The sequence below is a fragment of the Streptomyces sp. NPDC096136 genome, assembly GCF_044763325.1.
GTDB lineage: Bacteria > Actinomycetota > Actinomycetes > Streptomycetales > Streptomycetaceae > Streptomyces.
Map to the genome: position 1 here is coordinate 250,471 of NZ_JBIWFZ010000003.1, position 26,369 is coordinate 276,839.

Sequence of the window (26,369 nt, forward strand, 5' to 3'; positions counted from 1 at the left end):
ACTGTGAGCTCCTCGGGAACCTAGAGGGGGATGTTGCCGTGCTTCTTCGGGGGCAGGGACTCCCGCTTGGTGCGCAGCTGCCGCAGGCCCTTCACCACGTGGGCGCGGGTCTCGGACGGCATGGCCACCGCGTCGATGTAACCGCGCTCGGCGGCCGTGTACGGGTTGAGCAGGGTGTCCTCGTACTCGGTGATGAGCCGGGCCCGGGTCTCCTCCACCTCCTCCGGTGCGGCTTCCGCGATCGTGCGCCGGTGCAGGATGTTCACCGCGCCCTGCGCGCCCATGACGGCGATCTGGGCGGTCGGCCAGGCCAGGTTCAGGTCCGCGCCGAGGTGCTTGGAGCCCATGACGTCGTAGGCGCCGCCGAAGGCCTTGCGGGTGATGACGGTGATGAGGGGGACGGTGGCCTCGGCGTAGGCGTAGATGAGCTTCGCCCCGCGCCGGATGATTCCGTTGTACTCCTGGTCGGTGCCCGGGAGGAAGCCCGGCACGTCGACGAAGGTCAGCACCGGGATGTTGAAGGCGTCGCAGGTCCGCACGAAGCGCGCGGCCTTCTCCGAGGCGTTGATGTCCAGGCAGCCGGCGAACTGCATCGGCTGGTTGGCGACCACGCCCACCGGGTGCCCCTCGACCCGGCCGAAGCCGGTGAGGATGTTCGGGGCGAACAGGGACTGGGTCTCCAGGAACTCCCCGTCGTCGAGCACGTGCTCGATCACGGTGTGCATGTCGTACGGCTGGTTCGCGCTGTCCGGGATCAGCACGTCGAGTTCGAGGTCGGCGTCGGAGACCTCGGTGTCCGCCTCCTCCGGGAACGCCGGCGGCTCCGACAGGTTGTTCGACGGCAGGTACGCGAGCAGCGACTTCACGTACTCGATGGCGTCCTTCTCGTCGCCCGCCATGTGGTGCGCCACGCCCGAGGTGGAGTTGTGGGTGCGCGCACCGCCCAGCTCCTCGAAGCCGACGTCCTCGCCGGTGACCGTCTTGATGACGTCCGGGCCGGTGATGAACATGTGCGAGGTCTGGTCCACCATGACCGTGAAGTCGGTGATGGCCGGGGAGTACACCGCGCCGCCCGCGCAGGGGCCGACGACCAGGCTGATCTGCGGGATCACGCCGGAGGCGTGGACGTTGCGGCGGAAGATCTCGCCGTACATGCCCAGTGCGCTGACGCCCTCCTGGATGCGGGCGCCGCCGGAGTCGTTGATGCCGATGACCGGGCAGCCGGTCTTCAGGGCGAAGTCCATCACCTTGATGATCTTCTGGCCGTAGACCTCGCCGAGGGCCCCGCCGAAGACGGTGAAGTCCTGCGAGAACACGGCCACCGGACGGCCGTCCACCGTGCCGTAGCCGGTGACGACGCCGTCGCCGTAGGGGCGGGTCTTCTCCAGCCCGAAGTTGGTCGACCGGTGCCGGGCGAACTCGTCCAGCTCGACGAACGACCCCTCGTCCAGCAGCAACGCGACCCGCTCACGCGCCGTCAGCTTGCCCTTGGCGTGCTGCTTCTCGACGGCACGCCCGGAACCGGCGTGCGTGGCTTCCTCGACTCGGCGCCGCAGGTCCGCGAGCTTGCCCGCGGTCGTGTGCATGTCGATCGGCTCTGAGGGTTGGGACATCGGGGTCGCGGCTCCCTGTGTGGTGTCAACTGCCTGGTCAATTGATTGACTGCTGCTGGCTACTGGTGCGTAGCGTATCGGCGGGCATGGCGCTCGGCAGTGCGGCGTTTGACACACCTACATTGGCTTGCATGACTCCACAAGATGCTTCAGCCGGAGCGGGCGCGGGCCGCTGGTCGAGCCTGGACCGCCCGCCACTGAACGCCTCCGCGCTGGCCAAGGCGCTCGTCACCCCCGACGGCCTGTGGACCTCGCTGGAGGTCGTCGCCTCCACCGGGTCCACCAACACCGATCTCGCGGCGCGGGCCGCCGGGCTGCCCGAGGGGGCCGTGCTGGTCGCCGAGGAACAGACCGCCGGTCGGGGGCGGCTCGACCGCAGCTGGGTCGCGCCGGCCCGGTCCGGGCTGTTCTTCTCCGTCCTGCTCAAGCCCGGCCCGGGCGTGCCCGAGGAGCGGTGGGCGTGGCTGACCCTGCTCGCCGGGGTGGCCGCGGCGACCGGGCTCTCGCGCGCGGCGGGCGTGGACACCCTGCTCAAGTGGCCCAACGACCTGCTGGTGACCGTGGACGGCGAGGAGCGCAAGGCCGCCGGGATCCTCGCCGAGCGGGTGGGCGACGGGGTGGTCATCGGGATCGGCCTGAACGTGACCCTCACCGAGGACGAGCTCCCCGTGCCCGGGGCGGGCTCCCTGGCCCTGGCGAAGGCGACGGTCACGGACCGGGAGCCTCTGCTGAAGGCCGTGCTGCGGTCGCTGGAGGAGTGGTACGGGCGCTGGCGCGACGCCGCCGGGGACCCGGGGGACAGCGGGCTCCAGGAGACGTACGCGGCCGGCTGCGCCACGCTCGGCCGGCACGTCCGGGCCGACCTGCCGGGCGGCCGGACGCTCACCGGTACGGCCGAGGCCCTGGACACCGACGGGCACCTGGTCATCCGGACGGCCGAGGACGAGCGGGTGGCGGTGGGGGCCGGCGACGTGGTCCACCTGAGGGCGGTCCGGTAGCGGGGCCCCGGGTGGCCGACCGGATGCCCTGTCCGGCCGAAGCGGGCACGAGTCCCTGAACCGGAGGGTCGCGCCCGCGGAACGGGTCCGGGCGCGGAGGAAACCGCGGGGAACGAGCGGTTTTCGAGCACGCGCGGACCCGTGGGCCGGGCTCCGGCGCCGCGGAGGCGGAGGCCCTCCCACAAGAGGGGGAGTGAGCTACGGCACACCTGCCGTATGGTTTAGGCGATCCCGGTCCTCGCGGTGATCAACCGGTTCGGCTGTGCGCACGGAATGGACAGGAGGCGGCCCTTGACCGTCGACGACTCTACGTCCAGCGCGTCCTCGTCCGGCTCCGCGGGCGGTCCGGGCACCCCGATCGGGCGCGACCGGCACACCCCCTTCCACGAGGTGGACCACGCGGCCCAGCCCACGGCCGACCCGCTCGCCATCCGGCTGGAGCAGCTCATCCTGGGCGCCGAGCGCCGCTACACGCCCTTCCAGGCGGCCCGCAGCGCCGGCGTCTCGATGGAGCTGGCCTCCCGCTTCTGGCGGGCCATGGGCTTCGCGGACATCGGGCAGGCCAAGGCGCTGACGGAGGCCGACGTGCTGGCGCTGCGGCGCCTCGCCGGCCTGGTGGAGGCGGGGCTGCTGAGCGAGCCGATGGCGGTGCAGGTGGCGCGTTCCACCGGGCAGACCACCGCCCGCCTGGCGGAATGGCAGATCGACTCCTTCCTGGAGGGGCTCACGGAGCCGCCGGAGCCCGGGATGACCCGTACGGAGGTCACGTACCCGCTGGTCGAGCTGCTGCTGCCGGAGCTGGAGGAGTTCCTCGTCTACGTGTGGCGGCGCCAGCTGGCGGCGGCCACGGGCCGGGTGGTGCAGGTCGCGGACGACGAGGAGATGGTCGACCGGCGGCTCGCGGTGGGCTTCGCCGACCTGGTGGGCTTCACCCGGCTGACCCGGCGGCTGGAGGAGGAGGAGCTCGGCGAGCTGGTCGAGTCCTTCGAGACGACGGCGGCGGACCTGGTCGCCGCGCACGGCGGCCGGCTGATCAAGACCCTCGGCGACGAGGTGCTGTACGCCGCCGACGACGCGGCGACGGCGGCGGAGATCGCGCTGCGGCTGATCGAGACGATGGAGGCGGACGCGCAGATGCCGGAGCTGCGGGTGGGCATCGCGTTCGGGACGGTGACGACCCGCATGGGCGACGTCTTCGGGACGACGGTGAACCTGGCCAGCCGGCTGACGTCGATAGCGCCGAAGGACGCGGTGCTGGTGGACGGCGCGATGGCGGAGGAGCTGGGCCGGGTGGGCGCGGCGCCGGTGTCGGAGAAGTCGGCGGAGAAGGAGGAGGGCGGCGGCTCGTACCGCTTCGCGCTCCAGCCGATGTGGCAGCGGCCGGTGCGCGGACTCGGTGTCGTGGAGCCCTGGTCGTTGACGCGGCGGACGCCTAAGATCCCCGGGTAACGTTCGTTAACTTTTCCGGGGAGAGTGTGCCGTGGGCGGGAGCGAAGTCCGGTTCGGGGAGTTCGTGGCGGTGCGGCGGCACGGTGACGGCGACGTGGTCGCCGAGCTGGTGCTGGACCGGCCCAAGGCGATGAACGCCGTCTCGACGGAGATGGCGCGCTCGATCTCCGCCGCCTGTGACGCGCTCGCGGCCGATCCCGGCGTGCGGGTCGTCGTTCTGGCCTCGACCCACGAGCGGGCCTTCTGCGTGGGCGCGGACCTCAAGGAGCGCAACGCGCTGTCGGACGCCGAGCTGGTGCGCCAGCGGCCGACCACCCGGGGTGCGTACGGGGGCGTGCTGGAGCTGCCGATGCCGACGGTCGCGGCGGTGCACGGCTTCGCGCTGGGCGGCGGCTTCGAGCTGGCGCTGGCCTGCGACGTGATCGTGGCCGACGCGACGGCGGTCGTGGGCCTGCCGGAGGTGTCGGTGGGCGTGATCCCGGGCGGCGGCGGTACGCAGCTGCTGCCGCGCCGGGTCGGGGCGGCGCGGGCCGCCGAGCTGATCTTCACGGCCCGCCGGGTGGAGGCGGCCGAGGCGCTGTCCCTGGGGCTGGTCGACGAGGTGGCCCCGGCCGGCGGGGACCGTGCGCGGGCCCTGGAGCTGGCCGCGGTGATGGCGGCGAACTCCCCGGTCGGGCTGCGCGCGGCCAAGCGGGCGCTGCGGCTGGGGCACGGGATGGACCTGGCGGCCGGGCTGGAGATCGAGGACGCGGCCTGGCGGACGGTGGCCTTCTCGGGCGACCGGGCGGAGGGCGTGGCGGCGTTCAACGAGAAGCGCAAGCCGGAGTGGCCCGGGCAGTAGGGCCGGCCGGGCGCCGGTGGGCGGCCCCGGCGGCGGTGGGCGGCCCGGGCGGCGGTGGGCGGCCCGGGCGGCGGTGACCGCGCGGTGGCGGTCGTGCGGCGGGGGCCGCGTGGCGCGGCGGTGGCCGTGCGGTGGGGTTTCGAGATCACCCAAAGTCGCGGTTTTCATCACTAAATCGGATAAAGCTCCCTAGTCTGGGGTGATGGGAGTTGACGGGCGGCTTCGGGCCGTCGTGGGCCTCGCGCAGGCCATGGCGGCGGCCTGCGCGCCGCGGGACAGTGTCCGGGCCGCCGCCCGGGGGGCCCGGCTGGCGATGGACGGGTCCTTCGCCGCCATCTCGGCCTGGGAGCGGGAGCGGGGCCGGCTGCGGGTCCTGGTCAACGAGGGGGAGCTGCGGGCCGGGGAGGAGGAGTTCCCCGAGGACGAGTCCTACCCGGTGCACGACTTCCCGGAGATCACCGAGTTCCTCCACGAGCGCTGGGTCGGCGGCGGCGGCCCGCACGCCTGGGTCGACAGCGCCGACGGCGGCCGACCGGGGCGCCGGAGCGCGGCCCTGAGGGCGCGCGGGCGCGGGACGTGCGTGGTGGCGCCGATCGTGCTCAGCGGGCGCGCCTGGGGTGAGCTGTACGTCGCACGGAACGACGGGCTGCCCGGCTTCGACGACACCGACGCGGAGTTCGCGACCGTCCTGGCGGCCGTCGTGGCGGCCGGGCTCGCGCAGAACGAGCGCCTGGAGGAGGCCCGGCGGCTGGCCTTCACCGACCCGCTGACCGGCCTGGCCAACCGGCGGGCCGTGGACATGCGGCTCGACGGGGCCCTGGAGGAGCATCGGCGCACGGGGGCGGTGGTGAGCCTGGTCGTCTGCGATCTGAACGGCCTGAAGAAGGTCAACGACACCCTCGGGCACGCGACGGGCGACCGGCTGCTGGAACGTTTCGGCTCGGTGCTCAGCCTGTGCGGGGCCATGCTCGCCGGCGCGCTGGTCGCGCGGCTGGGCGGGGACGAGTTCTGCCTGGTCAGCGTGGGCCCGTCGGCGGACGAGGTGGTGCGGGTCACCGAGGAGGTGTGCGCGCGGGCCGCCTCGCTGGAGCTCGGGGAGGGCGTGGCCTGCGGGGTCGCCTCCACCGGGGACCCGATCGGGCCGGTGAAGTCCTCCCGGCGGCTGTTCCGGCTGGCCGACGCCGCGCAGTACAAGGCGAAGGCCGCCCGGTCGGCGGGTCCGGTGGTCGCGGGGCGGGACACGGCGGTGGTCCGGCTGGCGGACGCAGCGGCGCGGGAGGCCCCGGGCGAGCGCCGGCGGTTCCGGGGGCGGCAGCAGGAGCTGTAGGGGCAGGTGGGGCGGGCGCTGCCGGTGGGGTTGATCCGTAAGGGGTAACCGGCGGACCCGATCGTGACATTTTTGGCTAGTGACATGAAGGGATTCAGTCCGTAGGGTGCTGAATATGGATATGCACACTGTCGTGGTGGGGACCTCCGGGACCACCGCCGAGGACGTCATCGCCGTCGCCCGAGGCAACGCGCGGGTCGAGCTGTCCGGCGAGGCGCTCGAAGCCCTCGGCCGCGCCCGCGAGATCGTCGACGCGCTCGCCGCCAAGCCCGAGCCCGTCTACGGCGTCTCGACCGGCTTCGGCGCCCTCGCCTCCCGGCACATCAGCCCCGAGCTGCGCGCACAGCTCCAGCGCAACATCGTCCGCTCGCACGCCGCCGGCATGGGTCCGCGCGTCGAGCGCGAAGTCGTCCGCGCCCTGATGTTCCTGCGCCTGAAGACGGTGGCCTCCGGGCACACCGGCGTCCGGCCCTCCGTCGCCCAGACCATGGCCGACCTGCTCAACGCCGGCATCACCCCCGTCGTCCACGAGTACGGCTCCCTCGGCTGCTCCGGCGACCTCGCGCCGCTCTCCCACTGCGCCCTCGCCCTCATGGGTGAAGGCGACGCCGAGGGCCCCGACGGCGCCGTCCGCCCGGCCGGCGAACTCCTCGCCGAGCACGGCATCGAGCCCGTGGAGCTCCGCGAGAAGGAGGGCCTCGCCCTCCTCAACGGCACCGACGGCATGCTCGGCATGCTCGTCATGGCCCTCGCCGACCTGCGCACCCTCTACACCTCCGCCGACATCACCGCCGCCCTCACCCTCGAGGCGCTGCTCGGCAGCGAGAAGGTCCTCGCGCCCGAACTGCACGCCATCCGCCCCCACCCCGGCCAGGGCGCCGCCGCCGCCAACATGGCCGCCGTCCTCAAGGGCTCCGGGCTCACCGGCCACTTCCAGGAGGAGTCCGCGCCGCGCGTCCAGGACGCCTACTCCGTGCGCTGCGCCCCCCAGGTCGCCGGCGCCGGCCGCGACACCATGGCGCACGCCGCCCTGGTCGCCTCCCGCGAGCTGGCCTCCGCCGTCGACAACCCGGTGGTCCTGCCCGACGGCCGCGTGGAGTCCAACGGCAACTTCCACGGCGCGCCCGTCGCCTACGTCCTGGACTTCCTGGCCATCGCCGCCGCGGACCTGGGCTCCATCGCCGAACGGCGCACCGACCGGCTCCTCGACAAGAACCGCTCGCACGGCCTGCCGCCGTTCCTCGCGGACGACGCCGGCGTCGACTCCGGCCTGATGATCGCCCAGTACACGCAGGCCGCCCTGGTCAGCGAGATGAAGCGGCTCGCGGTGCCGGCCTCGGCCGACTCCATCCCGTCCTCCGCCATGCAGGAGGACCACGTCTCCATGGGCTGGTCGGCGGCGCGCAAGCTGCGCACCGCGGTCGACAACCTGACCCGCATCATCGCGATCGAGCTGTACGCGGCCACCCGCGCGCTGGAGCTGCGCCACGGCCTCACCCCGGCCCCGGCCAGCCAGGCCGCCCTCGCGGCGGTCCGCGCGGCGGGTGTCGAGGGCCCCGGCCCGGACCGCTTCCTGGCCCCGGACCTCGCGGCGGCCGACGCCTTCGTCCGCGCGGGCGGCCTGGTGGCGGCGGTGGAGCCGGTGACGGGCCCGCTGGCGTAACCCGCCCCGACGGCAGAGGCCGCGCCCCCGGAACCCCGGGGGCGCGGCCTCCGTGCTGTTGCGGGGAGGGGAGGGGAGGGGCGGGGTGGACGTCCGGCCGGCGGACGCCCCCGCCCGAGCGGCGGCGGCCTACTCCGCGCGGGAGCGGCGGACGGAGAAGGCGACGAAGCCCGCTCCCAGGCCCAGGCAGAGGGTGCCGCCCATGACGTACGGGGTGGTGTCGACGCTGCCCGTGTCGGCCAGGGAGAGGACCGTGACCGTCGCGGGGCGCGCCTCCGGGGCGATGGTGCCGTCGCCCGTGCCCTCGCCCGTGACGGTGCCGGTGTTGGCGGCGGCGGGGGCTCCGGAGGAGGTCTCGGGTTGCGGAGCGGTGGCGTTCGCCGACGGGACGAACCAGAGGGCGGCGAGGAGGGTGGTCGCTCCGAGAGCGGTGAGCAGCGGTCGAGGTGCGGACACGGTGCGATCCCCCTTGCGGAAGCAGCGAATTGGCCGTGTGCGCAGATGCTAGTGAAAGGGGCGGGTCGCGGGAAAGTCGAGGCTGTCGGGGGCTTACTCTCCGTCGTATGAACCCTTCTGAGACATCACGATACGTACGGCTTCGGGTGGATTTGGTGCTGGAGGTGACGGATTCCGATGCCCTCATCGGCGCCGCCCTCGACCACATCAAGGCCGACGAGTTCATGCCGGACGAGGAACGCGGCCACGCCGAGTCCGCCGTGAGGGAAGACGAGTCGGAGGCCCTGGCCTACCTCGTCGACCCGACCGACCTGGTCGTCGAGCTCGCCGGCGTGGAGCTGGCCCAGGCCTCCTGGAGCAGCGAACCCGTCGAATACGACCCCGAGTCCCTGGAGTGGGACCTGGGCGAGGAAGATGGGGTCTTCGAAGAAGAGGCCGACAACGCCTGACCGTGGGGTTGCACACATTCGAACGGAGTGTGGAACCGAATCGCATCGTCAACGCGTTGTCAGGACGTGCAGGGGGTGATCCCCCCTGCCCGGCCCGATCCCGGGAATGCAGCCTCGGGGTTTCCGGCAACGATGGAGTGACGTGTGAGGACGTACAGCAAGCGGCGGCGAAGGTCCCTGGTGGCCGTGTCCGCCGTGCTCGGTGGCGTACTGATGCTTTCGGCCTGCAATGACGGGGGTTCCGACAAGTCTCAGGGCGGGGACGCGGCCAAGTCGCAGGCCGATGTCGACGCGGCGGCGGCGAAGGACGCCTCCAAGGCGAAGATAGTGATCACGCCCAAGGACGGCGCCACCAACATAGCCACGACCGACGGAGCGAGCGTCGCGGTCAGTGACGGAACGCTCACCAAGGTCGAGCTGAAGAGCTCGGACGGCGCGGCCGTCGCGGGCAAGATCGCCGCCGACGGCAAGAGCTGGAAGCCGGACGCCGCTCTGAAGCGCTCCACGAAGTACGCTCTGGCGGCGACCGCGAAGGACGAGGCCGGGCGCGAGGCGCACGAGAACGCCTCCTTCACGACGCTCTCGCCCGAGAACAGCTTCATCGGCGACTACACGCCGGAAGAGGGTCAGACGGTCGGCGTGGGCATGCCGGTCTCGATCAACTTCAACAAGCCGATCAAGGACATGAAGGCCGTCCAGGCGGCCATCACGGTCTCCTCCAGCAGCGGCCAGGAGGTCGTCGGCCACTGGTTCGGCAACCAGCGCCTGGACTTCCGTCCGGAGCAGTACTGGCAGGCCAACTCCACCGTCACCCTGAAGCTGGCGCTCCAGGGCGTGCAGGGCGGCCCCGGCATCCAGGGCGTGCAGAACAAGACCGTCACCTTCAAGATCGGCCGGAGCCAGGTCTCCACGGTCGACACGAAGACCAAGAAGATGACGGTCACCCGTGACGGGCAGGTCCTCAAGACCATCCCGATCTCGGCGGGCTCCCCGGACAACCCGACCTACAACGGTCAGATGGTGATCTCCGAGAAGTTCAAGGAGACCCGGATGGACGGCTCCACCGTCGGCTTCAAGAACAGCGAGGGCAAGGGCGAGTACGACATCAAGGACGTCCCGCACGCGATGCGGCTGTCCACGTCGGGCACGTTCATCCACGGCAACTACTGGGGTGCCGACTCGATCTTCGGCAGCGTGAACACCAGCCACGGCTGTGTCGGCCTGAACGACGCCAAGGGTGCCAACGACCCGGACACCGCGGGTGCGTGGTTCTTCGAGAACTCGCTCATCGGCGACGTGGTCACCGTGGTGAACTCCCCGGACAAGACCATCAAGCCGGACAACGGCCTCAACGGCTGGAACATGAACTGGGCGGAGTGGAAGGCCGGTCCGTCCGCGTGATGTGACACCGGACCGCCGAACGGCGACGGCGGGGAGTCCCTGGGACTCCCCGCCGTTCCGTTTTTCCCCCGCGCCCTGCCGCGGCGGCGCATCCTGTGCGCACGCTGTGGGAGCTGTGCGCGAGCTGTGGATCCGCCCGCTGCGGCGTCTTCTTATGCTTCTCTCACCCGAGGCTTATCCGTCCATCACGGGTCGTTCCTAGCTTCGCCCGCATGTTCTTCACGTACCTCCGGCGCGAGCTGCGCCGACGCCGGAAGGCCGCGCTCGTCGTCGCCTCGGGGCTCGCCCTCGGCATCGCCCTCGTCATCGTCGTCACCTCCGTCTCCGCCGGTATGGGCGCGGCGCAGGACAAGGTCCTCCAATCGCTCTACGGCCTGGGCACGGACATGACCGTCACCAAGGCCCAGAAGCCCCCGGAGGAGGGCTCGAACGGCAACCGCCCGCGGTTCCGCTTCGACGCCAAGGGCGAGGGCGAGGGCGGTGACGGCCAGCAGAGCAGCGACATGGTCATCCCCCAGGGCTTCGAGACCCTCGACGCCGCCACCGTCGCCGAGGTCGACGGGCAGGACGGGGTGGCCAAGGCCGTCGGCGGGCTCAGCCTCCAGGTCGTCAAGGTCAACGGCCAGTTCAAGCGCGGCGAACTCCGGCGCGCCGAAGGCGGCCAGGGCCAGGGCCAGGGCGGCGGCCGCTCCGGCGGAGCCGGCGGGGGCCGGGGCGACACCGTGCAGGGCGGCGGAGCCGACTTCGACGTCAACTCCTTCTCCGTGTACGGGACGGACGTCGCCCAGCCCGCCATGGGCCCGCTGACCACCTCGAAGATCACCTCGGGCCGCGGCTTCCAGACCGGCGAGGCCGACACCGCCGTCGCCGTCCTCGACAGCGCCTACGCCCAGAAGAGCAAGCTCGACGTGGGCGCCGAAGTCACCGTCAAGAACACCGAGTTCAAGGTCGTCGGCATCGCCACCGCCGACAGCGGCGACGCCGCCGCCAACCTGTACGTCCCCCTCAAGCAGGCCCAGGCCCTCGCCGGCACCCCCGACAAGATCACCACGGTCTACGTCCAGGCGAAGGACTCCCAGGCGATCGGCTCCGTCAAGCAGGCCATCCAGAAGAACGTCCCCGACACCACCGTCACCACCTCCGCCGACCTCGCCGACACCGTCTCCGGATCGCTGTCCACGGCCTCCTCCCTCGCCTCCACCGTCGGCACCTGGCTCTCCTACACCGTCCTCGCCGCCGCCTTCCTCGTCGCGGGCCTCCTCACCTCCTCCGCCGTCTCCCGCCGCGTCCGCGAGTTCGGCACCCTCAAGGCCCTCGGCTGGAAGAGCAGCCGCGTGACCCGCCAGGTCGCCGGAGAAGCCCTGGTCAACGGCCTGATCGGCGGCGCCCTCGGGATCGGGCTCGGACTCGCCGCCGCGTACGCCATCACCGCCGCCAGCCCCAGCCTCACCGCGCACCTCGGCGGCGGGGGCGGGGGCCGGGGCGCGGGCGGCGGCGGGGGCCGGATGTTCGGGCAGGGCGCCCGCCACGCGGCCGCCAAGGCCGTGTACGTCGCCCTCACCGCGCCCGTCTCCCTCTCCACCATCGGCCTCGCCGTGGCCCTGGCCGTCGCGGGCGGCCTCGTCGCGGGCGGCTTCGGCGGCTGGCGCGCCTCCCGGCTGCGGCCGGCGGACGCCCTGCGCCGCGTCGAGTAGCCCGCGCACGTCCGCCCGTACGCACACACCACCACCCGAGGGAAGAAGATGTACCAGCTCACCGGAGTCACCAAGCGCTACCAGCGCGGCAAGCAGACCGTCGACGCGCTCGCCGGCGTCGACCTGACCATCGAGGACGGCGGCCGGCTCGTCATCCAGGGCCCCACCGGCGGCGGCAAGTCCACCCTGCTCCAGATGCTGGGCGGACTCGACCGGCCGACCACGGGCCAGGTCGTCCTCGACGGGGTCGACCTGGCCACGATCTCCGAGGCCCGGCTCACCAAGGTCCGCGCCGAGAGCATCGGATTCGTCTTCCAGTCCTTCAACCTGATCCCCACGCTCACCGCCCAGGAGAACGTCGAGACGGCCCTCGTCCCCCTCGGCCTCAAGGCGGCCGACCGGCGCACCCGGGCCGCCGAGGCGCTGGAGTCGGTCGGACTCGGCGAGCGCATGGGCCACCTGCCCGCCGAGATGTCCGGCGGCCAGCAGCAGCGCGTCGCCATCGCCCGCGCCCTGGTGAAGAAGCCGAAGGTGCTCCTCGCCGACGAACCGACCGGCAACCTCGACGAGTCCACCCGCGACGAGGTCATGGACCTGCTCGAAGGCCTCTGGAAGGACCACGGGCTGACCTTCGTGATGGTCACCCACGACAGCGCCCTCGCCAAGCGGGCCCCGCGGCTCGCGACGATCGAGCGCGGGCGGGTGAAGGTCACCGAGAACCCCTGAGGCATGCACGCGCGCACGCCGCCGCCGGGCCGGGCCGGAATCTCCCGGCCGGCCCGGCGGCGGTGTGCGGCCGGGCCTACGGGGCGGCGGCCGGCCCCGGGGCGGAAGTGGGGGCGGGGGCCGTCGGCGGGGCCGTGGGGGCGGTCCACGACGACAGCAGCCGCAGGGCGTCCGCCGACGGCGAGCCCGGCTCGGCGTGGAAGGTGACCAGGAACTGCGCCGGGTCGTCCGGCAGGGTCAGCGTCTCGAAGGCCAGGTCCAGCTCTCCCACCAGCGGGTGCCGCAGCCGCTTCACCCCGTGCGTCTTGTCGGCCACCGTGTGCGCCGCCCACAGCCGGCGGAACTCCTCGTTCTTCACCGACAGCTCCCCGACCAGCGCCGTCAGCTGCTCGTCGTCCGGATGCTGGCCGGCGTACAGCCGCAGGTTGCTGACCACCTCGCAGGCCCGGCACTCCCAGTCCGCGTACAGCTCCGCCGTCGCCGGGTCCAGGAACACCAGCCGCACCAGGTTCCGCTCCGCCGCCGGGTGCGCCCCGAAGTCCCCGAAGACGGCCGCCGCCAGCCGGTTCCAGCCGATCACGTCCTGGCGCCGCCCCACCAGGTACGCCGGCACGCCCTCCATCGCGTCCAGCAGCGTGCGCAGCTCCGGGCGGACCTGCTGCGGGCGCCGGGTGCGGCCGCGCCTGCGGGTGCGCGGGCTCGCCAGGTGGTTCAGGTGCGCCGTCTCCGTGCCGCTCAGGCGCAGCGCCCGCGCGACGGCGTCCAGGACCTCCGCCGACACGTTGTGCCCGTGGCCCTGTTCGAGGCGCGTGTAGTACGCCACCGACACCCCGGCCAGCTGCGCCAGCTCCTCCCGGCGCAGCCCCGGCACCCGGCGGCGCCGCCCGTGGTCGGGCAGGCCCACGTCCTCGGGGCGCAGCCGGGCGCGGCAGGAGCGGAGGAAGTCCCCCAGTTCGGCTCGTTGGTCCAGGTGGTGGTCCATGGCGCAAGTATCCGTGGCGACGCGGCCCGGCGCGGGGCTCAGCCTGACCCCGCCAGGGGTAGGTCCGGCAGTCCTAGGCTCCGCAGGGGGCTGGGTGGGCGGGCCGCGCCGGGGCAAGGTGGGGTCATCGCAGCACGGACGCCCCGGCCGGCAGAAGACCGGCGGGCCGGCGTCCTCGTCCGAGGAGAACACCCCATGCCCGTCACCCAGGTAGCCGCCTACGCCGCCCCCGCCCCCAAGGCCCCGCTGGAGCGCACCACCGTTCCGCGCCGCCCGGTCGGCGAGCACGACGTCCTCATGGAGATCAAGTACGCCGGCATCTGCCACTCCGACATCCACCAGGCCCGCGACGGCTGGGGCGAGGGCATCTTCCCCATGGTCCCCGGCCACGAGATCGCCGGTGTCGTCACCGAAGCCGGCGCGGGCGTCACGAAGTTCGCGGTCGGCGACCACGTGGGCGTCGGCTGCATGGTCGACTCCTGCCGGGAGTGCGAGTACTGCCTCGCCGGGCAGGAGCAGCACTGCGCCAAGGGGATGACCGGCACGTACAACGCCCTCGACGGCAACGGCGAGCCCACCTACGGCGGCTACTCCACGCACCTGGTCGTCGACGAGAACTACGCCGTCCGCATCCCCGAGGGCCTCGCCCTCGACGTCGCCGCGCCGCTGCTGTGCGCCGGCATCACCCTGTACTCGCCGCTGAAGCACTGGGGGGCGGGCCCGGGCAAGAAGGTCGCGGTCATCGGCCTGGGCGGCCTCGGCCACATGGGCGTGAAGATCGCGCACGCGCTGGGCGCCGAGGTGACCGTCCTGTCGCAGACCCTGCGCAAGCGCGAGGACGGCCTGCGGCTGGGCGCCGACCACTACTACGCGACCGGCGACGAGGCCACCTTCACGGAGCTGCGGGGCCGCTTCGACCTGATCCTGTCCACCGTCTCGGCGCCGCTCGGCCTCGACCGCTACCTGGCCCTGCTGCGGGTCGGCGGCGCGCTGGTGAACGTCGGCGCCCCGGAGGAGCCGGTGGAGCTGAACCTGTTCTCGGTGATCGGCGGCAACAAGACCCTGGCCGGCTCCATGATCGGCGGCATCGCCGAGACCCAGGAGATGCTCGACTTCTGCGCGGAGCACGGGCTGGGCTCGGAGGTCGAGGTGATCGGCGCCGACCGGATCAACGAGGCGTACGAGCGCGTCCTGTCGAGCGACGTCCGCTACCGCTTCGTGATCGACGCCTCGACCATCTGACCGTCCCGGCCGGGCTCCGGCCCGGCTCCGTCGAGGACCTCCCGCAGCCGGTCGCGCGCGGCCGCCTGCACGGCGATCCGGGCCTCCAGGACGGCCAGCCGCCGCCGGGCCACCGCCAGCCCCTCCGGGGAGGGCGGCCCGGCGGCGACGTCCCCGTCCAGGCAGGGCAGGAACACCCGTACGTCGTCCAGGGTGAGCCCCGCGTCGAGCAGGGTCCGGATGTTGCGGACCCGGACGACGGCCCGCTCGTCGTAGACCCGGTAGCCGTTCGGCGCCCGCTCGGAGGAGATCAGCCCCGCCCCCTCGTAGTGGCGCAGCGCGCGGGCGCTCGTCGCGGTCGCCCCGGCCAGTTCCCCGATCAGCATCCGGCCATCCTGTCAGGCCACCGACGCGCCCCCGTCGACCGGGAGCACGACCCCGGTCAGGAACGACGCCGCCGGGTCCGCGAGCCGGCACACCGCCCAGGCGATCTCCTCGGGCCTGCCGACCCGCCCCGCCGGGGTGCGCGCCACCTGCCACGCCCGCACCTCGGCGGCCCGCTCGGGACCCAGCCCCTGGTGCACCCCGATCGGCGTGTCCACGGCGCCGGGCGCCACCGCGGCGACCCGGACGCCCCGCGGGGCGAGCTCCACCGCCCAGCTGCGGGTGAGGGTGTCGAGGGCCGCCTTGGTGGCGGCGTAGACGGAAGCCCCGGCCCACCCCCGCAGCCCCACGGCGGTGCTCACGTTCACGACGACCCCCGCCCCGGACGCCTCCAGCGCGGGCAGCGCGGCCTGCGTCAGCAGCACCGGCGCCACGAGGTTGACCCCGACCTGCTCCGCGACCTCGCCGGCGTCCACCGAGCCGAGGGCCCCGGCGCGCACGATCCCGGCGTTGTTGACGAGCACGTCCAGCCGCCCGTACGCCCCGAGCACCTCGGCGACGATCCGCTCCGGCTCACCGGCCCCGCCGACGTCCCCGGCCAGCACCCGTATCCCGGGATGTCCCCCGGCCGTCTCCTCCAGCGGCCCCGTCCGCCGCCCGACGCCCACCACCAGGTCCCCGCCGGCGGCGAAGGCCCGCGCGACGGCCCGCCCGATCCCGGTCCCGGCCCCCGTGACGAGGACGACGCGCCGACCGCTGCTCTGCTTGTCGATGTCCATGCCCCGAGGGAACAACCCTGCCACCAACGACAAGGTCAACCCCGGCCCGCGGCGACGGAGGTCCCAGGGGGCGGGGGCCGTCCCGCCCGAAAGGACGTCCCCCCCGCTCCCGACCGGCGGCGGGGCGCGGGTTGCCCTATGCCTCGGGGGCCGGGGCCGGGGCCGGGGCCGGGGCCACGCCGATCGGGCAGCTGACGCCCGTGCCGCCGATGCCGCAGTAGCCGCCGGGGTTCTTCTCCAGGTACTGCTGGTGGTACGGCTCCGCCGGCCAGAAGGGGCGGGGGTCCGCCGGGAGGACGGCCGTGGTGATCGTGCCGTAGCCCGAGGACGTGAGGACCCGCTGGTAGGCGTCGCGGGAGGCCTCGGCGGTCTTCTGGTGGGCGGGGGAGTGGGTGTAGACCGCCGAGCGGTACTGGGTGCCGACGTCGTTGCCCTGGCGGAAGCCCTGGGTGGGGTCGTGGGACTCCCAGAAGAGCTTCAGGAGGGTCTCGTAGGAGACCACGGCCGGGTCGAAGACCACGCGGACGACCTCCGTGTGGCCCGTCTGTCCCGAGCAGACCTCCTCGTACGACGGGTTCTCCGTGTAGCCGCCCTGGTAGCCGGCCAGGGTGGTCCACACCCCGGGGGTCTGCCAGAACTTGCGCTCCGCGCCCCAGAAGCAGCCCAGGCCGAAGTCGGCGACCTCCAGGTGGGCGGGGTAGGGGCCGGCCAGGGGGTTGCCGAGGACCGTGTGGCGCTCGGGCAGGGAGAACTGCGCTTCGGCGCGGCCCTTGAGGGCCTCCTCGCGGGTGGGCAGTTCGGGGGTGCGGCGGTACGAGAACATGGATTTCCTCCTTGTGGGAGGGACAACGGGCTGGGGCGGGCGGGGATTCCCGCGGTGGGGATACCCGCGGCGGGAATCCCCGCCCGCCCGGCCCCCGTCCGTCAGGCGTCCGGCGCCGTCACGTCGACCGCCCAGTCGCGGGCGTAGAGGTAGCGCCGCTTCGGCTCCCCGGCGTAGGTCCACGGCGCGGCGCCGATGTACCCGTCGACGTGGCGGAACTGCTCGACCGCCTCCGCGTCGCGGTCCTGCCAGAACAGCAGGTAGGCCAGGAAGTGCCGCATCCGGGGGGCGCCGGGGTGCGCGTTGCCGGCCGCGGCCAGGTCCGCGAGCGCCGCGTCCACCGCGGCGACGATCTCCGGCTCCTTGTAGTAGGTCTCCGGCAGGAGGTCGTCCTCCCACTCCTCCTGCTCGAAGTACGCCATGAGCGGGAGCAGGGTCAGCAGGTCGCCCGGCTTCCCGGCGGCCGCCGACGCGCGGGCGTACTCCCGGGCCAGCTCGTGCGAGCCCTGCCACTTCGCGCACCAGTACTGCAGGCCCGCGACGTGCGACCACAGCACGCGCGGGGCGCGTGCGGTGATCCGCTCCCACAGCTGCCGGTAGTCCTCGTGCGAGTAGCCCAGGCCCATGGCGACGGCCTGCTCGACGACGTACGGGGAGGGGTCCGCGGGGTCGGCGAGCTCCTGCGCCTCGTGCGCGTCGGCCCGCGCCTTGGTGAGCAGCTGGTGGAAGAGGCGGAACTGCTCCTGGGTGGTGCGGCTGCCGGACTGGCTGCCGCGCACGTTCCAGGCCACCATCACGCTGGTGTCGGCGTTGACCAGCGCCGCGGTGGGGTCCGCGGGCCGGGCGGCGCGCCAGGCCAGCAGCCAGGCGTCGTCCTCCGCGGCGGCCTCGGCCAGCGGGCGCACCCGCTCCAGCCGCTCCTGCCAGTCCTGCCCGGCGGCCTCGACGTACGCGGCGGCGGCCTCCCAGTCGCCCGAGCGGGCGGCCTCCAGGACGGTGCGGCGCTCGGCCGGGACCGGCGCGGGGTGGTCGGTGTCGAGGTCGGCCTCCGCGACGAAGCCCAGCGCGACGGCCGCGGCCGCCTTGCGGGCCCCTTCGTCGGCGCGGGCGGCGTCGGTCCGCGCGTCCAGGGCCCCGATCTCGGCTTCGAGCCGCTTGGCCTTGCGGATGAAGTACACCCCGCGCAGCACCCAGCAGGCGACGGCGAGCAGCAGGACGCCGAGGACGGCGAGGACGACGGTCACGGGGCGAGCACCAGCTTCCGCAGGAGTCCGGTGTCGGGCTGGTCGGCGACGGCGGCGTCCAGGGCGGGGCCGAGCTCGTCCTCGAAACCGGGAACGGGGTAGGACAGGGTGGCCGGGTCCGACCAGGACAGCTCCCAGCGGGCGGCGCCGCGGGCGAGCAGTTCGACGGTGACCAGCCGGTCGAGGGCGCGCCGGACGACCGGGCGGGCGAACTCGCGGGCGGTGCGGCCGGTCGCGGCCCGCGCCTCCTCGGACTTCGGGAAGCGGTCGGCGATGCGCCAGCGCACCGCCGGATCGGCGTCGACGGCGTCCAGCAGGGCGCCGAGGCCGGGGCCGGCGCCCTCGGCGGCGAGGGCCTCGCGGATCTCCTCGGCGCCCCGCCCGGCGTAGGTGGTCATGGACCGGTGGACGAGCTCGTCCCAGTCCACGCGGGTGAGGGCGAGGGCCTCGGGGGTGAGGACGACCTGCTCCAGCGCGGCGAGGGCCTCCTGCGGGGAGGAGAGCAGCTCCAGGGCGGGGCGGGCGGCCTGGCCGGTGCGGCCGTCGTCGGGCAGGGCCTCGATGCGGGCCACGCGCTCGGCGAGCGCGGGGTGCGAGTCGTAGGGGGACGCGGGCTCGGTGGACAGGTCGCGGCGCATGTCCTCCAGCTCGGCGGAGCGGGCGTCGAGGAGGTGGCGCAGCCCGCCGAAGACCTGGCCGGGGCTCGGGAGCAGGCCGGCGCCGACGCCGAGGGTGGCGTACGAGCGCATGTAGAAGCCGTGCGCCGAGTCGAGGGCGTTCAGCTCGCGCAGCGCGGAGGCGGCGGAGTCGCGGCCGGCGACGCGGACCGAGGCGAGGTCGGCGGCGAGTTCCTGGCGGCGCGAGGAGGACAGGGTCGCGCGCATGTAGAAGCGGGCGTACCCGGTGTAGATCTTCGCCATGGCGCGGTACGAGATGCCGGCGCCGTCGGTGTCGATCTCCTTGGCCTTCTTGCCCTTGGCGATCCGCTTCTCGGCGCGCTTCTCCTGCCGGGCGCGCTCCTTGGCCTCGGTGGTGTCCGCGCGGTCGTGGAAGTGGCCGATGGTGCGCACCAGCTGGGCGCGGCCGCGGGCGATGAGCGGGGTGAGGCGGGTGTCGAAGTTGGCGTAGTGGCCCATCTCGTGGGCGAGGACGGCGCGCAGCTGCATCTCGTCCAGGCCGGTCATCAGGGGCAGGCCGAGGTAGAGGCGGCGGGTGCCGGAGCGCAGGCCGAGGAACGAGGCGTCCTCGGAGACGGCGGCGTTGACCTCGTCGACCAGCAGGATCTCGTCGGGGGCGCGGGTGCCGACCTGGTCGGCGACCTCGCGGACGGCACGCCACAGGGCGGGCTCCTGCGCCTCGGTGACGGGGACGCCGGGGAGGGGTTCGGCCTTGGGGGTGCGGAGCATGAACATGCCGCGCACGATCGGGACGGCGAGGACGACGGTGGCGATGACGACCTTGCCGGCGACCGGGCCGTGCAGCCAGGCGAAGGCCGCCCAGTCGGCGAGTCCGAGGACGGCGAGCAGGACGAAGCTCAGCAGGTAGAAGCCTGCGAGCAGGACGAGGGCGCGCAGAGCGCGCAGCGAAGCGCCCATATGGACGGGATCCCCCCACGGGATGGCGCGGTCTTTGACGCGCGCTTGGTGCGATGTTTACGCGCACCTTACGTCCCGGGGCGGGCGGCCGGCAGCAGGGGGTACCGGTGGGTACGGGCCGCCCGGCGGGGGCGGGCAGACCCTCCGGCCCGCCGTCCGCCGCCCCGCGCACCAACTCCCTTACGCCCGCCCGCGGATCAGTGCGGCAGCGTCGCCGGGGAGCCGCCGTTCGCCTCGTACCCCGCGACCGCCAGCGCCCGGACCACCGCGTACGCGTGCGCCGGATCCTCGCAGGCCGACCACGGCAGCGCGCCGACGCAGCCGTCCACGTGCCGCACCTGCTCCATCGCCTCCGCCCAGCGCTCCATCCGCACCAGGAACCAGAGCAGCAGGTGCCGCACGTGCGCCAGCATCGGGTCGTCCGCCCGCGCCTGGTGCACCGCGTACAGGGCGCCCTCCACAGCCCGCGAGACGACCGCGGTGCGCCCGAAGTCGCTCACCAGGACCTGGTCGGGCAGGTTCTCGTACACCGAGAACAGCGGCAGCGCCGCCAGCAGCGAGCCCTGCGGGGCACGGGCCGCGGCCGCCTCCGCGAAGGCGGCGGCCTTCTCCCGCGAGCCGTGCCACTTCTCGCACCAGTAGTGCAGGGCCGCCAGGTGGGCCCCCATGTGCGCGGGCGCCACGTCGATCACCTTCGCCCACAGCGCGTCGAACTCGGCCTCCGTGTAGCCGAGCCCCCGCGCGACGGCCAGTTCCGTGATGAACGGCACCGGGTCGCCCGGCGCCAGCAGCGACGCCTTGCGGCAGGCCTCCCGGGCCTCCTCCAGCATGATCCGGTGGTCCTGCGAGCCCACGCCGCCCGAGGACCGCCACGCCTGCTGCACCAGCAGCTCCGCGTGCACCTGGGCGCCGCCCGCGTCCTTCTCCGCCTCCAGCCGCCACGCCTTCAGCCACGGCGCACCGGCCCCGGGCCGCTCCACGAGCTCCAGCGCCGCCGCCCCGCCGAAGGCCTGCACCCGCTGCCAGCGCTGCTCGCCGTCCTTCGGGGTCCCGGCGAGGAGGGCGGAGGCCGCCTGCCACCCGCCGCCGCGCTGGACGTTCCCCAGAGCGTCCATCAGGTCCTGGTCGGGCCCGGGCACCCGGACGTCCAGCTCCTCCTGGCGGGCGAACCCGTAGTCCGCGGGGTCGGCGGCGTCGGGGCTGCCCGGCGCGACCAGGCGGAGGCCGCCCCCGCGCCTGGCCCGTACGAACGAGAAGACCATGACGCCGGCCAGGGCCAGTCCCATCAGGACCCAGATAATCTGCATGCCGCCAAGCGAACCAGACTCGGCCGGGCAAACGCGAATGTCCCCGGCCCCCCGCCGACTCCCCGGCCAGGTCAGCGGTGTGTCACGGCGGCGTCAGGCCAGGAGAGGACCGATGCGCGCGCGGGGCATAGCATCTGCCCCATGAGCGACGACAGCCACGAGCACCAGAGCTTCGAGACCCGCGCGATCCACGCGGGCAACACGGCGGACCCGCAGACCGGTGCGGTCGTCCCCCCGATCTACCAGGTGTCCACCTACAAGCAGGACGGCGTGGGCGGTCTGCGCGGCGGCTACGAGTACAGCCGCAGCGGCAACCCCACCCGCACCGCGCTGGAGGAGAACCTCGCCGCGCTCGAGGGCGGCCGGCGCGGCCTCGCCTTCGCGTCCGGGCTCGCCGCCGAGGACTGCCTGCTGCGCACGCTGCTGTCCCCGGGCGACCACGTGGTCATCCCCAACGACGCCTACGGCGGCACCTTCCGCCTCTTCGCCAAGGTCGTCTCCCGCTGGGGCGTGGAGTGGTCGGTCGCCGACACCTCCGACGCCGAGTCCGTGCGCGCGGCCATCACCCCGAAGACGAAGGTCATCTGGGTCGAGACCCCCTCGAACCCGCTGCTGGGCATCACCGACATCGCCGTGGTCGCGGACATCGCCCGCACGGCCGGCGCCAAGCTCGTCGTCGACAACACCTTCGCCTCCCCCTACCTCCAGCAGCCCCTCGCGCTCGGCGCCGACGTCGTCGTGCACTCGCTGACCAAGTACATGGGCGGCCACTCCGACGTCGTCGGCGGCGCCCTGGTCACCGCGGACGAGGCGCTCGGCGAGGAGCTCGCCTACCACCAGAACGCCATGGGCGCGGTCGCCGGGCCGTTCGACTCCTGGGTGGTGCTGCGCGGCATCAAGACCCTGGCCGTGCGCATGGACCGGCACGCCGAGAACGCCGCGAAGATCGTGGAGGTGCTCCAGCGCCACCCGAAGGTCACCAAGGTCCTCTACCCGGGCCTGCCCGAGCACCCGGGCCACGAGGTCGCCGCCAAGCAGATGCGCAACTTCGGCGGCATGGTCTCCTTCCAGGTCGCCGGCGGCGAGGAGGAGGCCGTCGCGATCTGCGGCCGCACCCGGATCTTCACCCTCGCCGAGTCCCTCGGCGGCGTCGAGTCCCTCATCGAGCACCCGGGCCGCATGACCCACGCCTCGGTGGCCGGCTCGGCCCTGGAGGTCCCCGCGGACCTGATCCGCCTGTCCGTCGGCATCGAGAACGCCGACGACCTCATCGCGGACCTCACCCAGGCCCTGGGCTAGTCCGCACGCCGCCGCCCCGGAAGGCCTACCAGCCCTCCAGGGGCGGCGAGACGTGGCTGGGCGGCGTCACCCACGGGTGCGCCAGCGCCGCCCACACCGCGAAGGCGACCGCCGCCGCCCACAGGACCGCCCAGCCGAACCGGCGCAGGGCGCGGCGCCGCCGCAGCAGCCGCCTGCCCCGTGTGGCGGCGGCCGCCGCCAGACCGGCCGGCACCACCGGGTGCGGTCCCTCCAGCAGTTGCCTGACCTGCGCTTCCTTACGGTCGAAGGCGCTCATGCCGCCCCCGGCTCCGCCGCGGGCCGCGCCGCCTCGCGCAGGACGGCCACCGCCCGGTTGCGCAGGGCCTCGACCCGCTCCGGCGCCAGCCCCAGCTGCGCGGCCGTGACCTCCTCGGCGACGCCCTCGTAGACCCGCATCACCAGCACCAGCCGCTGCGGCGGGCTCAGCGGCGCGAGGACCCCGCTCCCGGCCGGCAGCCGCCGCGCGGTGCGCGCGTACGCCGCGCAGACCTCCTGGCGGGTGTGGTCGTACGGGTCGTCCCCGCGCAGCCGCTCCCAGTGCGCGTACGTACGGGCCAGCGCGCCGGCGAGGATGCGGTGCGCGGCGAACGCCCGGGCCGGGGGCTCGGCCGTCAGCAGCACCGCCACGTGCAGCAGCCGCCCCGCCGCGCCCGCGACGAAGGCCTCGAATTCCGGGTCGCGCCCCGAACGCCGGTCCACAGCACCCATGGTGGGGCCTGCGGCACCACCCCGGTCAAGGGGTGGGACGCGGCCGGATCCCGGCGTCCGGTGCGCGCCGCGTCAGGAGGCGGGGCCGCCCTCGGAGGCGGCGGACATCAGCTCCGACAGCGAGCCGTTGAAGCGGGTCAGCAGCGTCGTGAACACCTCGCGCTCCTCCTCCGCCCAGCCCTCGGTCACCCGGGCCATCAGCTCGCGCCGCGAGGAGCGGACCTCCTCCAGCCGCGCCAGCCCGCGCGGGGACAGCGCGAGGACCACCGCCCGGCCGTCCTCGGGGTGCGAGGTGCGCTTGACCAGCCCGCCGTCGACCAGCGGCGCCACCTGCCGGGTCACGGTCGAGGAGTCGATCCCCATACCGCCCGCGAGCGCCTTGACGCCCATCGGGCCTTCGAGGTCGAGCCGGTTCAGCAGCAGGTACGCGGCGCGGTCCATGGAATTGCGGGCCTGGCCGACCCCGCCGAGGCGGGTCTGCTCGGCCCGGCGCGCGAAGACGGCCACCTGGTGCTGGAGCGCGTCCAGGAGTCCGGATCCGGCGGGCGCTTCGGCCGCCGTGGGCAGGTCGGAACTGGCCGGGATGGAGGGCATGGCCGTGGCTCTCTTCGCGTGGGGCCGACAAGGATGGGGGACAGAGTACGCGGCCCTGCGGCGGCTCGTACGCCGCGTTTGACAACTGATACGCGCCGTCCGCGCGACCGCCTCCCGCCCCGCGCGCGTGGCGGGATTTCGCCCCCCGCCCCGGGCCCGCCCGACGACCCCCTCAAGACCCCCCGGACGCCCCGTCCATCCCTGAGCCGGGGCCCCCGCGGGCTGCGAGACTGGCCGCATGAACTACCGCGTGCAGCCCGTCCCCCAGGTCATCCTCGACGACGTCCGGGGGGCGCAGAAGATGCTGTCCGGGGTGTCCCGGGTGACCCCGATGGAGGGCAGCCGGCACCTCTCGGCCCTCGTGGGCGCCCCCGTCCACCTCAAGTGCGAGAACCTCCAGCGCACCGGCTCCTTCAAGCTGCGCGGCGCGTACGTGCGCATCGCGGGCCTGCGCCCCGAACAGCGCGCCGCCGGGGTCGTCGCCGCCAGCGCCGGCAACCACGCCCAGGGCGTGGCCCTGGCCTCCTCCCTGCTCGGGGTCCGCTCCACCGTGTTCATGCCGGTCGGCGCCCCGCTGCCCAAGGTGGCCGCCACCCGGGAGTACGGGGCCGAGGTCCGCCTGGAGGGGCAGGTCGTCGACGAGACCCTGGCCGCCGCCCAGGAGCACGCGGACCGCACCGGAGCGGTGTTCATCCACCCCTTCGACCACCGCGACATCATCGCCGGCCAGGGCACCGTCGGCCTGGAGGTCCTGGAGCAGTGCCCGGAGGTGCGCACGATCCTCGTCGGGGTCGGCGGCGGTGGGCTCGCCGCGGGCATCGCGGTGGCGATCAAGGCGCTGCGCCCGGACGTACAGGTGATCGGCGTGCAGGCGGCCGGCGCGGCCGCCTACCCGCCCTCCCTGAAGGTCGGCCACCCCGTGTCCGTCGACCGCCCGGCCACCATGGCCGACGGCATCAAGGTCGGCCGCCCCGGCGACGTCCCCTTCGCGATCATCGGGGAACTGCTGGACGACGTGCGGACCGTGTCCGAGGACGCCCTGTCCAGCGCCCTGCTGCTGTGCCTGGAGCGGGCCAAGCTGGTCGTCGAGCCGGCCGGCTGCGCCCCGGTGGCGGCGCTGCTGAGCGAGCCCGGGCTGTACGGGGGCGGGCCGGTGGTGGCCGTGTTGTCCGGCGGCAACGTCGACCCGCTGCTGCTCCAGCGGATCCTGCGGCACGGGATGGCGGCGGCGGGCCGCTACCTGTCGCTGCGCCTGCGGGTGGCGGACGCCCCGGGGGCCCTGGCGGGGCTGCTGGGGGTGCTGTCGACGGTGGACGCCAACGTGCTGGACGTCAGCCACGTGCGGACCGACCCGCGCCTCGGGCTCACCGAGGTGGAGGTGGAGCTGCACCTGGAGACGAAGGGGCCCGAGCACTGCAAGGAGGTCGCCCGCACCCTGCACGCCGCGGGCTACCGGGTGATGGGCTGAACGCGCGGGGACGTGAGGGCCGAACGCGCGGGGACGTGAGGGCCGAACGCGCGGGACCCCGCCGGATCAGGTCCGGCGGGGTCCCGCGGTACGTCCTGGTGAAGGGGCCGGTCAGCCGTTGAAGGGCTTGACCGCCATGACCTTGACCGTGGCCTTCTTGCCGTTCGGCAGCTCGTACTGGGCGTCCTCGCCGACCTGCTTGCCCAGCACGCCCGCGCCCAGCGGGGACTGGGGGGAGTAGGTCTCGAAGTCGTCGGAGGCGTACTCACGGGAGGCCAGCAGGAACTCCAGCGTGTCGTCCTCGTCGCCGTCGAACGCGATGGTCACGAGCATGCCCGGGGCCACCTCGCCCTCGGCGCTGGTGGGGGCGGTGCCGACCTTCGCGTTCTCCAGGAGCTGGGTGAGCTGGCGGACGCGGAGCTCCTGCTTGCCCTGCTCCTCCTTGGCCGCGTGGTAGCCGCCGTTCTCACGCAGGTCGCCCTCCTCGCGGGCAGCCGCGATCTTCATGGCGATCTCCGTGCGTGCGGGACCAGAGAGGTAGTCCAGCTCGGCCTTCAGCTGGTCGTACGCCGCCTGGGTCAGCCAGGTGACGCTCTCGCTCGTCTGGGTCACGGGTGCTCCTCGTCGGTACAGGGGACTACAAAGCCGCCAGCGGCGGGCGAAACCACGAGCCTAACAATTCGGGAAGAAAAGGGGGAGGACACGATGTGTATGAAGTGTGTCATCGCACCCCCGGACCGTCGCTCCGCGTGTCCGGACCGTCGCGGGGAGTCGGAGTCCGCTGCGGCGTGTCGGGCCCCCTCGGGCGGAGCACCGCCCGGCGGGCGCCGCGGCGGGCCTCAGCGGGCGGTGCCCGCGGCCTGGCAGCCGACCAGCTCGACCATGGTGGCGCGGGCCGTGGTCTTCAGGGTGACCACCTCGTCGATGCGCTTCTCCTTCTGCGGGAAGGTGAAGTCCGCGCGGCCGACCTCGCTGTGGTCCGCGTCCTGGGAGTCGAGGGTGCAGACGCCGGTGACGGAGGCGTCCTTGCGGACCTCCAGGTGCACCTTCACCTCGGTGTCGGAGACGATCTGGAACTTGATGACCTCGGCGCTGACGCTCTGCCCGCCGACGTAGTCCCAGCCGATCCACCCGACGAGGGCCAGCAGGCCGACCCCGAGCACCGATCCGACGATCTTGAGCTTCCGGTCCGCACGCTCGTCCGCGGACCGGCCGTAACGGCCTTCCGGGAGCCCTTCGCGCACCGTGCTCATGATCGATTCCTCTCGCTGGGGAGGGTGAGGCACCCAGGAATTTTCCGTCCCCCGATTCGGTCAATATAGAGGTT

General features: G+C 73.6%; 26 protein-coding genes. 12 read left to right on the top strand and 14 right to left on the bottom strand.

From position 1 onward, the window contains the following. Nucleotides 1–20: 20 nt before the first annotated feature. Nucleotides 21–1,613, bottom strand: coding sequence for an acyl-CoA carboxylase subunit beta (locus tag ACIRBY_RS07445; RefSeq protein ID WP_403897407.1), 1,593 nt, complete (start codon nucleotides 1,611–1,613; stop codon nucleotides 21–23). A gap of 131 nt (nucleotides 1,614–1,744) precedes the next feature. On the opposite strand from ACIRBY_RS07445, the gene ACIRBY_RS07450 reads away from it, so the two are divergent. From ACIRBY_RS07450 to hutH, 5 genes are all read left to right on the top strand, one after another. Then, nucleotides 1,745–2,611 (top strand): biotin--[acetyl-CoA-carboxylase] ligase, encoded by an 867-nt coding sequence (locus ACIRBY_RS07450; protein ID WP_403897409.1) that lies wholly within the window; start codon nucleotides 1,745–1,747, stop codon nucleotides 2,609–2,611. Nucleotides 2,612–2,902: 291 nt separating this feature from the next. Further along, nucleotides 2,903–4,060, top strand: coding sequence for an adenylate/guanylate cyclase domain-containing protein (locus ACIRBY_RS07455; protein ID WP_366450294.1), 1,158 nt, complete (start codon nucleotides 2,903–2,905; stop codon nucleotides 4,058–4,060). A gap of 31 nt (nucleotides 4,061–4,091) precedes the next feature. Beyond that, nucleotides 4,092–4,901, top strand: coding sequence for an enoyl-CoA hydratase/isomerase family protein (locus ACIRBY_RS07460; RefSeq protein ID WP_403897412.1), 810 nt, complete (start codon nucleotides 4,092–4,094; stop codon nucleotides 4,899–4,901). A 202-nt stretch (nucleotides 4,902–5,103) separates the two neighbouring features. Continuing rightward, entirely contained in the window at nucleotides 5,104–6,228 is a 1,125-nt protein-coding gene (locus ACIRBY_RS07465; RefSeq protein WP_403897416.1) for a diguanylate cyclase domain-containing protein, read from the top strand. Nucleotides 6,229–6,349: 121 nt separating this feature from the next. Further along, nucleotides 6,350–7,891 carry a histidine ammonia-lyase gene (hutH, locus tag ACIRBY_RS07470; protein WP_403898225.1) on the top strand — a complete coding sequence of 514 codons (1,542 nt, stop codon included), beginning with the start codon at nucleotides 6,350–6,352 and terminating at the stop codon, nucleotides 7,889–7,891. Nucleotides 7,892–8,020: 129 nt separating this feature from the next. Here hutH and ACIRBY_RS07475 read toward each other — a convergent pair whose 3' ends face one another. Further along, a complete protein-coding gene (locus tag ACIRBY_RS07475) occupies nucleotides 8,021–8,347 on the bottom strand; it encodes a hypothetical protein (protein WP_403897418.1) in 327 nt (108 codons plus the stop codon). Between the two features lie 164 nt (nucleotides 8,348–8,511). Here ACIRBY_RS07475 and ACIRBY_RS07480 point away from each other — a divergent pair, with 164 nt between their 5' ends. The 4 genes from ACIRBY_RS07480 (at nucleotide 8,512) to ACIRBY_RS07495 (ending at nucleotide 12,617) form a co-directional block, all read left to right on the top strand. Further along, nucleotides 8,512–8,796: a hypothetical protein gene (locus ACIRBY_RS07480; protein ID WP_366450290.1), complete on the top strand. Its 285-nt coding sequence runs from the start codon at nucleotides 8,512–8,514 to the stop codon at nucleotides 8,794–8,796. Nucleotides 8,797–8,940: 144 nt separating this feature from the next. Beyond that, complete coding sequence (locus ACIRBY_RS07485) at nucleotides 8,941–10,197, top strand: Ig-like domain-containing protein (protein WP_403897421.1); 1,257 nt, start codon at nucleotides 8,941–8,943, stop codon at nucleotides 10,195–10,197. A 212-nt stretch (nucleotides 10,198–10,409) separates the two neighbouring features. Then, nucleotides 10,410–11,891, top strand: coding sequence for an ABC transporter permease (locus ACIRBY_RS07490; RefSeq protein ID WP_403897424.1), 1,482 nt, complete (start codon nucleotides 10,410–10,412; stop codon nucleotides 11,889–11,891). Nucleotides 11,892–11,939: 48 nt separating this feature from the next. Further along, a complete protein-coding gene (locus ACIRBY_RS07495) occupies nucleotides 11,940–12,617 on the top strand; it encodes an ABC transporter ATP-binding protein (RefSeq protein WP_403897427.1) in 678 nt (225 codons plus the stop codon). 76 nt (nucleotides 12,618–12,693) lie between these two features. On the opposite strand, the gene ACIRBY_RS07500 is transcribed toward ACIRBY_RS07495, so the two are convergent. Next, entirely contained in the window at nucleotides 12,694–13,599 is a 906-nt protein-coding gene (locus ACIRBY_RS07500; RefSeq protein WP_403897429.1) for a helix-turn-helix domain-containing protein, read from the bottom strand. A 195-nt stretch (nucleotides 13,600–13,794) separates the two neighbouring features. Here ACIRBY_RS07500 and ACIRBY_RS07505 point away from each other — a divergent pair, with 195 nt between their 5' ends. Continuing rightward, complete coding sequence (locus ACIRBY_RS07505; protein ID WP_403897431.1) at nucleotides 13,795–14,841, top strand: NAD(P)-dependent alcohol dehydrogenase; 1,047 nt, start codon at nucleotides 13,795–13,797, stop codon at nucleotides 14,839–14,841. Here the strand turns inward: ACIRBY_RS07505 and ACIRBY_RS07510 are convergent. The 6 genes from ACIRBY_RS07510 to ACIRBY_RS07535 form a co-directional block, all read right to left on the bottom strand. Then, nucleotides 14,808–15,206, bottom strand: coding sequence for a MerR family transcriptional regulator (locus tag ACIRBY_RS07510; protein ID WP_403897434.1), 399 nt, complete (start codon nucleotides 15,204–15,206; stop codon nucleotides 14,808–14,810). The two genes, ACIRBY_RS07505 and ACIRBY_RS07510, sit on opposite strands and share 34 nt — an antisense overlap. A 12-nt stretch (nucleotides 15,207–15,218) precedes the next feature. Continuing rightward, complete coding sequence (locus tag ACIRBY_RS07515; protein ID WP_403897436.1) at nucleotides 15,219–15,983, bottom strand: SDR family NAD(P)-dependent oxidoreductase; 765 nt, start codon at nucleotides 15,981–15,983, stop codon at nucleotides 15,219–15,221. Nucleotides 15,984–16,119: 136 nt separating this feature from the next. Continuing rightward, nucleotides 16,120–16,806 carry a peptide-methionine (S)-S-oxide reductase MsrA gene (gene msrA / locus ACIRBY_RS07520; protein ID WP_403897439.1) on the bottom strand — a complete coding sequence of 229 codons (687 nt, stop codon included), beginning with the start codon at nucleotides 16,804–16,806 and terminating at the stop codon, nucleotides 16,120–16,122. 101 nt (nucleotides 16,807–16,907) lie between these two features. Then, entirely contained in the window at nucleotides 16,908–18,050 is a 1,143-nt protein-coding gene (locus tag ACIRBY_RS07525) for a hypothetical protein (RefSeq protein ID WP_403897442.1), read from the bottom strand. Beyond that, nucleotides 18,047–19,645, bottom strand: coding sequence for a M48 family metalloprotease (locus tag ACIRBY_RS07530; RefSeq protein WP_403897445.1), 1,599 nt, complete (start codon nucleotides 19,643–19,645; stop codon nucleotides 18,047–18,049). The genes ACIRBY_RS07525 and ACIRBY_RS07530 overlap by 4 nt, the downstream gene beginning before the upstream one ends. A 197-nt stretch (nucleotides 19,646–19,842) precedes the next feature. Then, nucleotides 19,843–20,952, bottom strand: coding sequence for a hypothetical protein (locus tag ACIRBY_RS07535; protein WP_403897448.1), 1,110 nt, complete (start codon nucleotides 20,950–20,952; stop codon nucleotides 19,843–19,845). Nucleotides 20,953–21,093: 141 nt separating this feature from the next. On the opposite strand from ACIRBY_RS07535, the gene ACIRBY_RS07540 reads away from it, so the two are divergent. Next, entirely contained in the window at nucleotides 21,094–22,251 is a 1,158-nt protein-coding gene (locus ACIRBY_RS07540; protein WP_403897450.1) for a cystathionine gamma-synthase, read from the top strand. A gap of 25 nt (nucleotides 22,252–22,276) precedes the next feature. Here the strand turns inward: ACIRBY_RS07540 and ACIRBY_RS07545 are convergent, their stop codons facing one another. From ACIRBY_RS07545 to ACIRBY_RS07555, 3 genes are all read right to left on the bottom strand, one after another. Then, nucleotides 22,277–22,528 (bottom strand): hypothetical protein, encoded by a 252-nt coding sequence (locus ACIRBY_RS07545; protein ID WP_403897453.1) that lies wholly within the window; start codon nucleotides 22,526–22,528, stop codon nucleotides 22,277–22,279. Continuing rightward, nucleotides 22,525–22,980, bottom strand: a complete 456-nt coding sequence (locus ACIRBY_RS07550; RefSeq protein WP_403897456.1) for an RNA polymerase — start codon at nucleotides 22,978–22,980, stop codon at nucleotides 22,525–22,527. Before ACIRBY_RS07550 ends, ACIRBY_RS07545 begins: the two co-directional genes overlap by 4 nt. Before the next feature lie 72 nt (nucleotides 22,981–23,052). Continuing rightward, entirely contained in the window at nucleotides 23,053–23,574 is a 522-nt protein-coding gene (locus ACIRBY_RS07555) for a MarR family transcriptional regulator (RefSeq protein WP_366450277.1), read from the bottom strand. 238 nt (nucleotides 23,575–23,812) lie between these two features. Here ACIRBY_RS07555 and ilvA point away from each other — a divergent pair, with 238 nt between their 5' ends. Next, nucleotides 23,813–25,042 carry a threonine ammonia-lyase gene (gene ilvA, locus ACIRBY_RS07560; protein WP_403897459.1) on the top strand — a complete coding sequence of 410 codons (1,230 nt, stop codon included), beginning with the start codon at nucleotides 23,813–23,815 and terminating at the stop codon, nucleotides 25,040–25,042. A 111-nt stretch (nucleotides 25,043–25,153) separates the two neighbouring features. Here the strand turns inward: ilvA and greA are convergent, their stop codons facing one another. Both greA and ACIRBY_RS07570 read right to left on the bottom strand, forming a co-directional pair. Next, nucleotides 25,154–25,654, bottom strand: a complete 501-nt coding sequence (gene greA / locus ACIRBY_RS07565) for a transcription elongation factor GreA (protein ID WP_042818091.1) — start codon at nucleotides 25,652–25,654, stop codon at nucleotides 25,154–25,156. A gap of 227 nt (nucleotides 25,655–25,881) precedes the next feature. Further along, nucleotides 25,882–26,295 carry a DUF4307 domain-containing protein gene (locus ACIRBY_RS07570; protein WP_403897462.1) on the bottom strand — a complete coding sequence of 138 codons (414 nt, stop codon included), beginning with the start codon at nucleotides 26,293–26,295 and terminating at the stop codon, nucleotides 25,882–25,884. Between the last annotated feature and the right edge of the window lie 74 nt (nucleotides 26,296–26,369).

Excerpts from the sequence above, each read along its gene's own strand:
- ACIRBY_RS07550 (WP_403897456.1), bottom strand. The coding sequence starts at position 22,980 with ATGGGTGCTGTGGACCGGCGTTCGGGGCGCGACCCGGAATTCGAGGCC.
- ACIRBY_RS07490 (WP_403897424.1), top strand. The coding sequence starts at position 10,410 with ATGTTCTTCACGTACCTCCGGCGCGAGCTGCGCCGACGCCGGAAGGCC.
- ACIRBY_RS07450 (WP_403897409.1), top strand. The coding sequence starts at position 1,745 with ATGACTCCACAAGATGCTTCAGCCGGAGCGGGCGCGGGCCGCTGGTCG.
- msrA (WP_403897439.1), bottom strand. The coding sequence starts at position 16,806 with ATGTTCTCGTACCGCCGCACCCCCGAACTGCCCACCCGCGAGGAGGCC.
- ACIRBY_RS07570 (WP_403897462.1), bottom strand. The coding sequence starts at position 26,295 with ATGAGCACGGTGCGCGAAGGGCTCCCGGAAGGCCGTTACGGCCGGTCC.
- ACIRBY_RS07545 (WP_403897453.1), bottom strand. The coding sequence starts at position 22,528 with ATGAGCGCCTTCGACCGTAAGGAAGCGCAGGTCAGGCAACTGCTGGAG.
- ACIRBY_RS07530 (WP_403897445.1), bottom strand. The coding sequence starts at position 19,645 with ATGGGCGCTTCGCTGCGCGCTCTGCGCGCCCTCGTCCTGCTCGCAGGC.
- ACIRBY_RS07510 (WP_403897434.1), bottom strand. The coding sequence starts at position 15,206 with ATGCTGATCGGGGAACTGGCCGGGGCGACCGCGACGAGCGCCCGCGCG.
- ACIRBY_RS07505 (WP_403897431.1), top strand. The coding sequence starts at position 13,795 with ATGCCCGTCACCCAGGTAGCCGCCTACGCCGCCCCCGCCCCCAAGGCC.
- ACIRBY_RS07535 (WP_403897448.1), bottom strand. The coding sequence starts at position 20,952 with ATGCAGATTATCTGGGTCCTGATGGGACTGGCCCTGGCCGGCGTCATG.
- ACIRBY_RS07540 (WP_403897450.1), top strand. The coding sequence starts at position 21,094 with ATGAGCGACGACAGCCACGAGCACCAGAGCTTCGAGACCCGCGCGATC.
- hutH (WP_403898225.1), top strand. The coding sequence starts at position 6,350 with ATGCACACTGTCGTGGTGGGGACCTCCGGGACCACCGCCGAGGACGTC.
- ACIRBY_RS07465 (WP_403897416.1), top strand. The coding sequence starts at position 5,104 with ATGGGAGTTGACGGGCGGCTTCGGGCCGTCGTGGGCCTCGCGCAGGCC.
- ACIRBY_RS07445 (WP_403897407.1), bottom strand. The coding sequence starts at position 1,613 with ATGTCCCAACCCTCAGAGCCGATCGACATGCACACGACCGCGGGCAAG.
- ilvA (WP_403897459.1), top strand. The coding sequence starts at position 23,813 with ATGAACTACCGCGTGCAGCCCGTCCCCCAGGTCATCCTCGACGACGTC.
- ACIRBY_RS07555 (WP_366450277.1), bottom strand. The coding sequence starts at position 23,574 with ATGCCCTCCATCCCGGCCAGTTCCGACCTGCCCACGGCGGCCGAAGCG.
- ACIRBY_RS07495 (WP_403897427.1), top strand. The coding sequence starts at position 11,940 with ATGTACCAGCTCACCGGAGTCACCAAGCGCTACCAGCGCGGCAAGCAG.
- ACIRBY_RS07500 (WP_403897429.1), bottom strand. The coding sequence starts at position 13,599 with ATGGACCACCACCTGGACCAACGAGCCGAACTGGGGGACTTCCTCCGC.
- ACIRBY_RS07515 (WP_403897436.1), bottom strand. The coding sequence starts at position 15,983 with ATGGACATCGACAAGCAGAGCAGCGGTCGGCGCGTCGTCCTCGTCACG.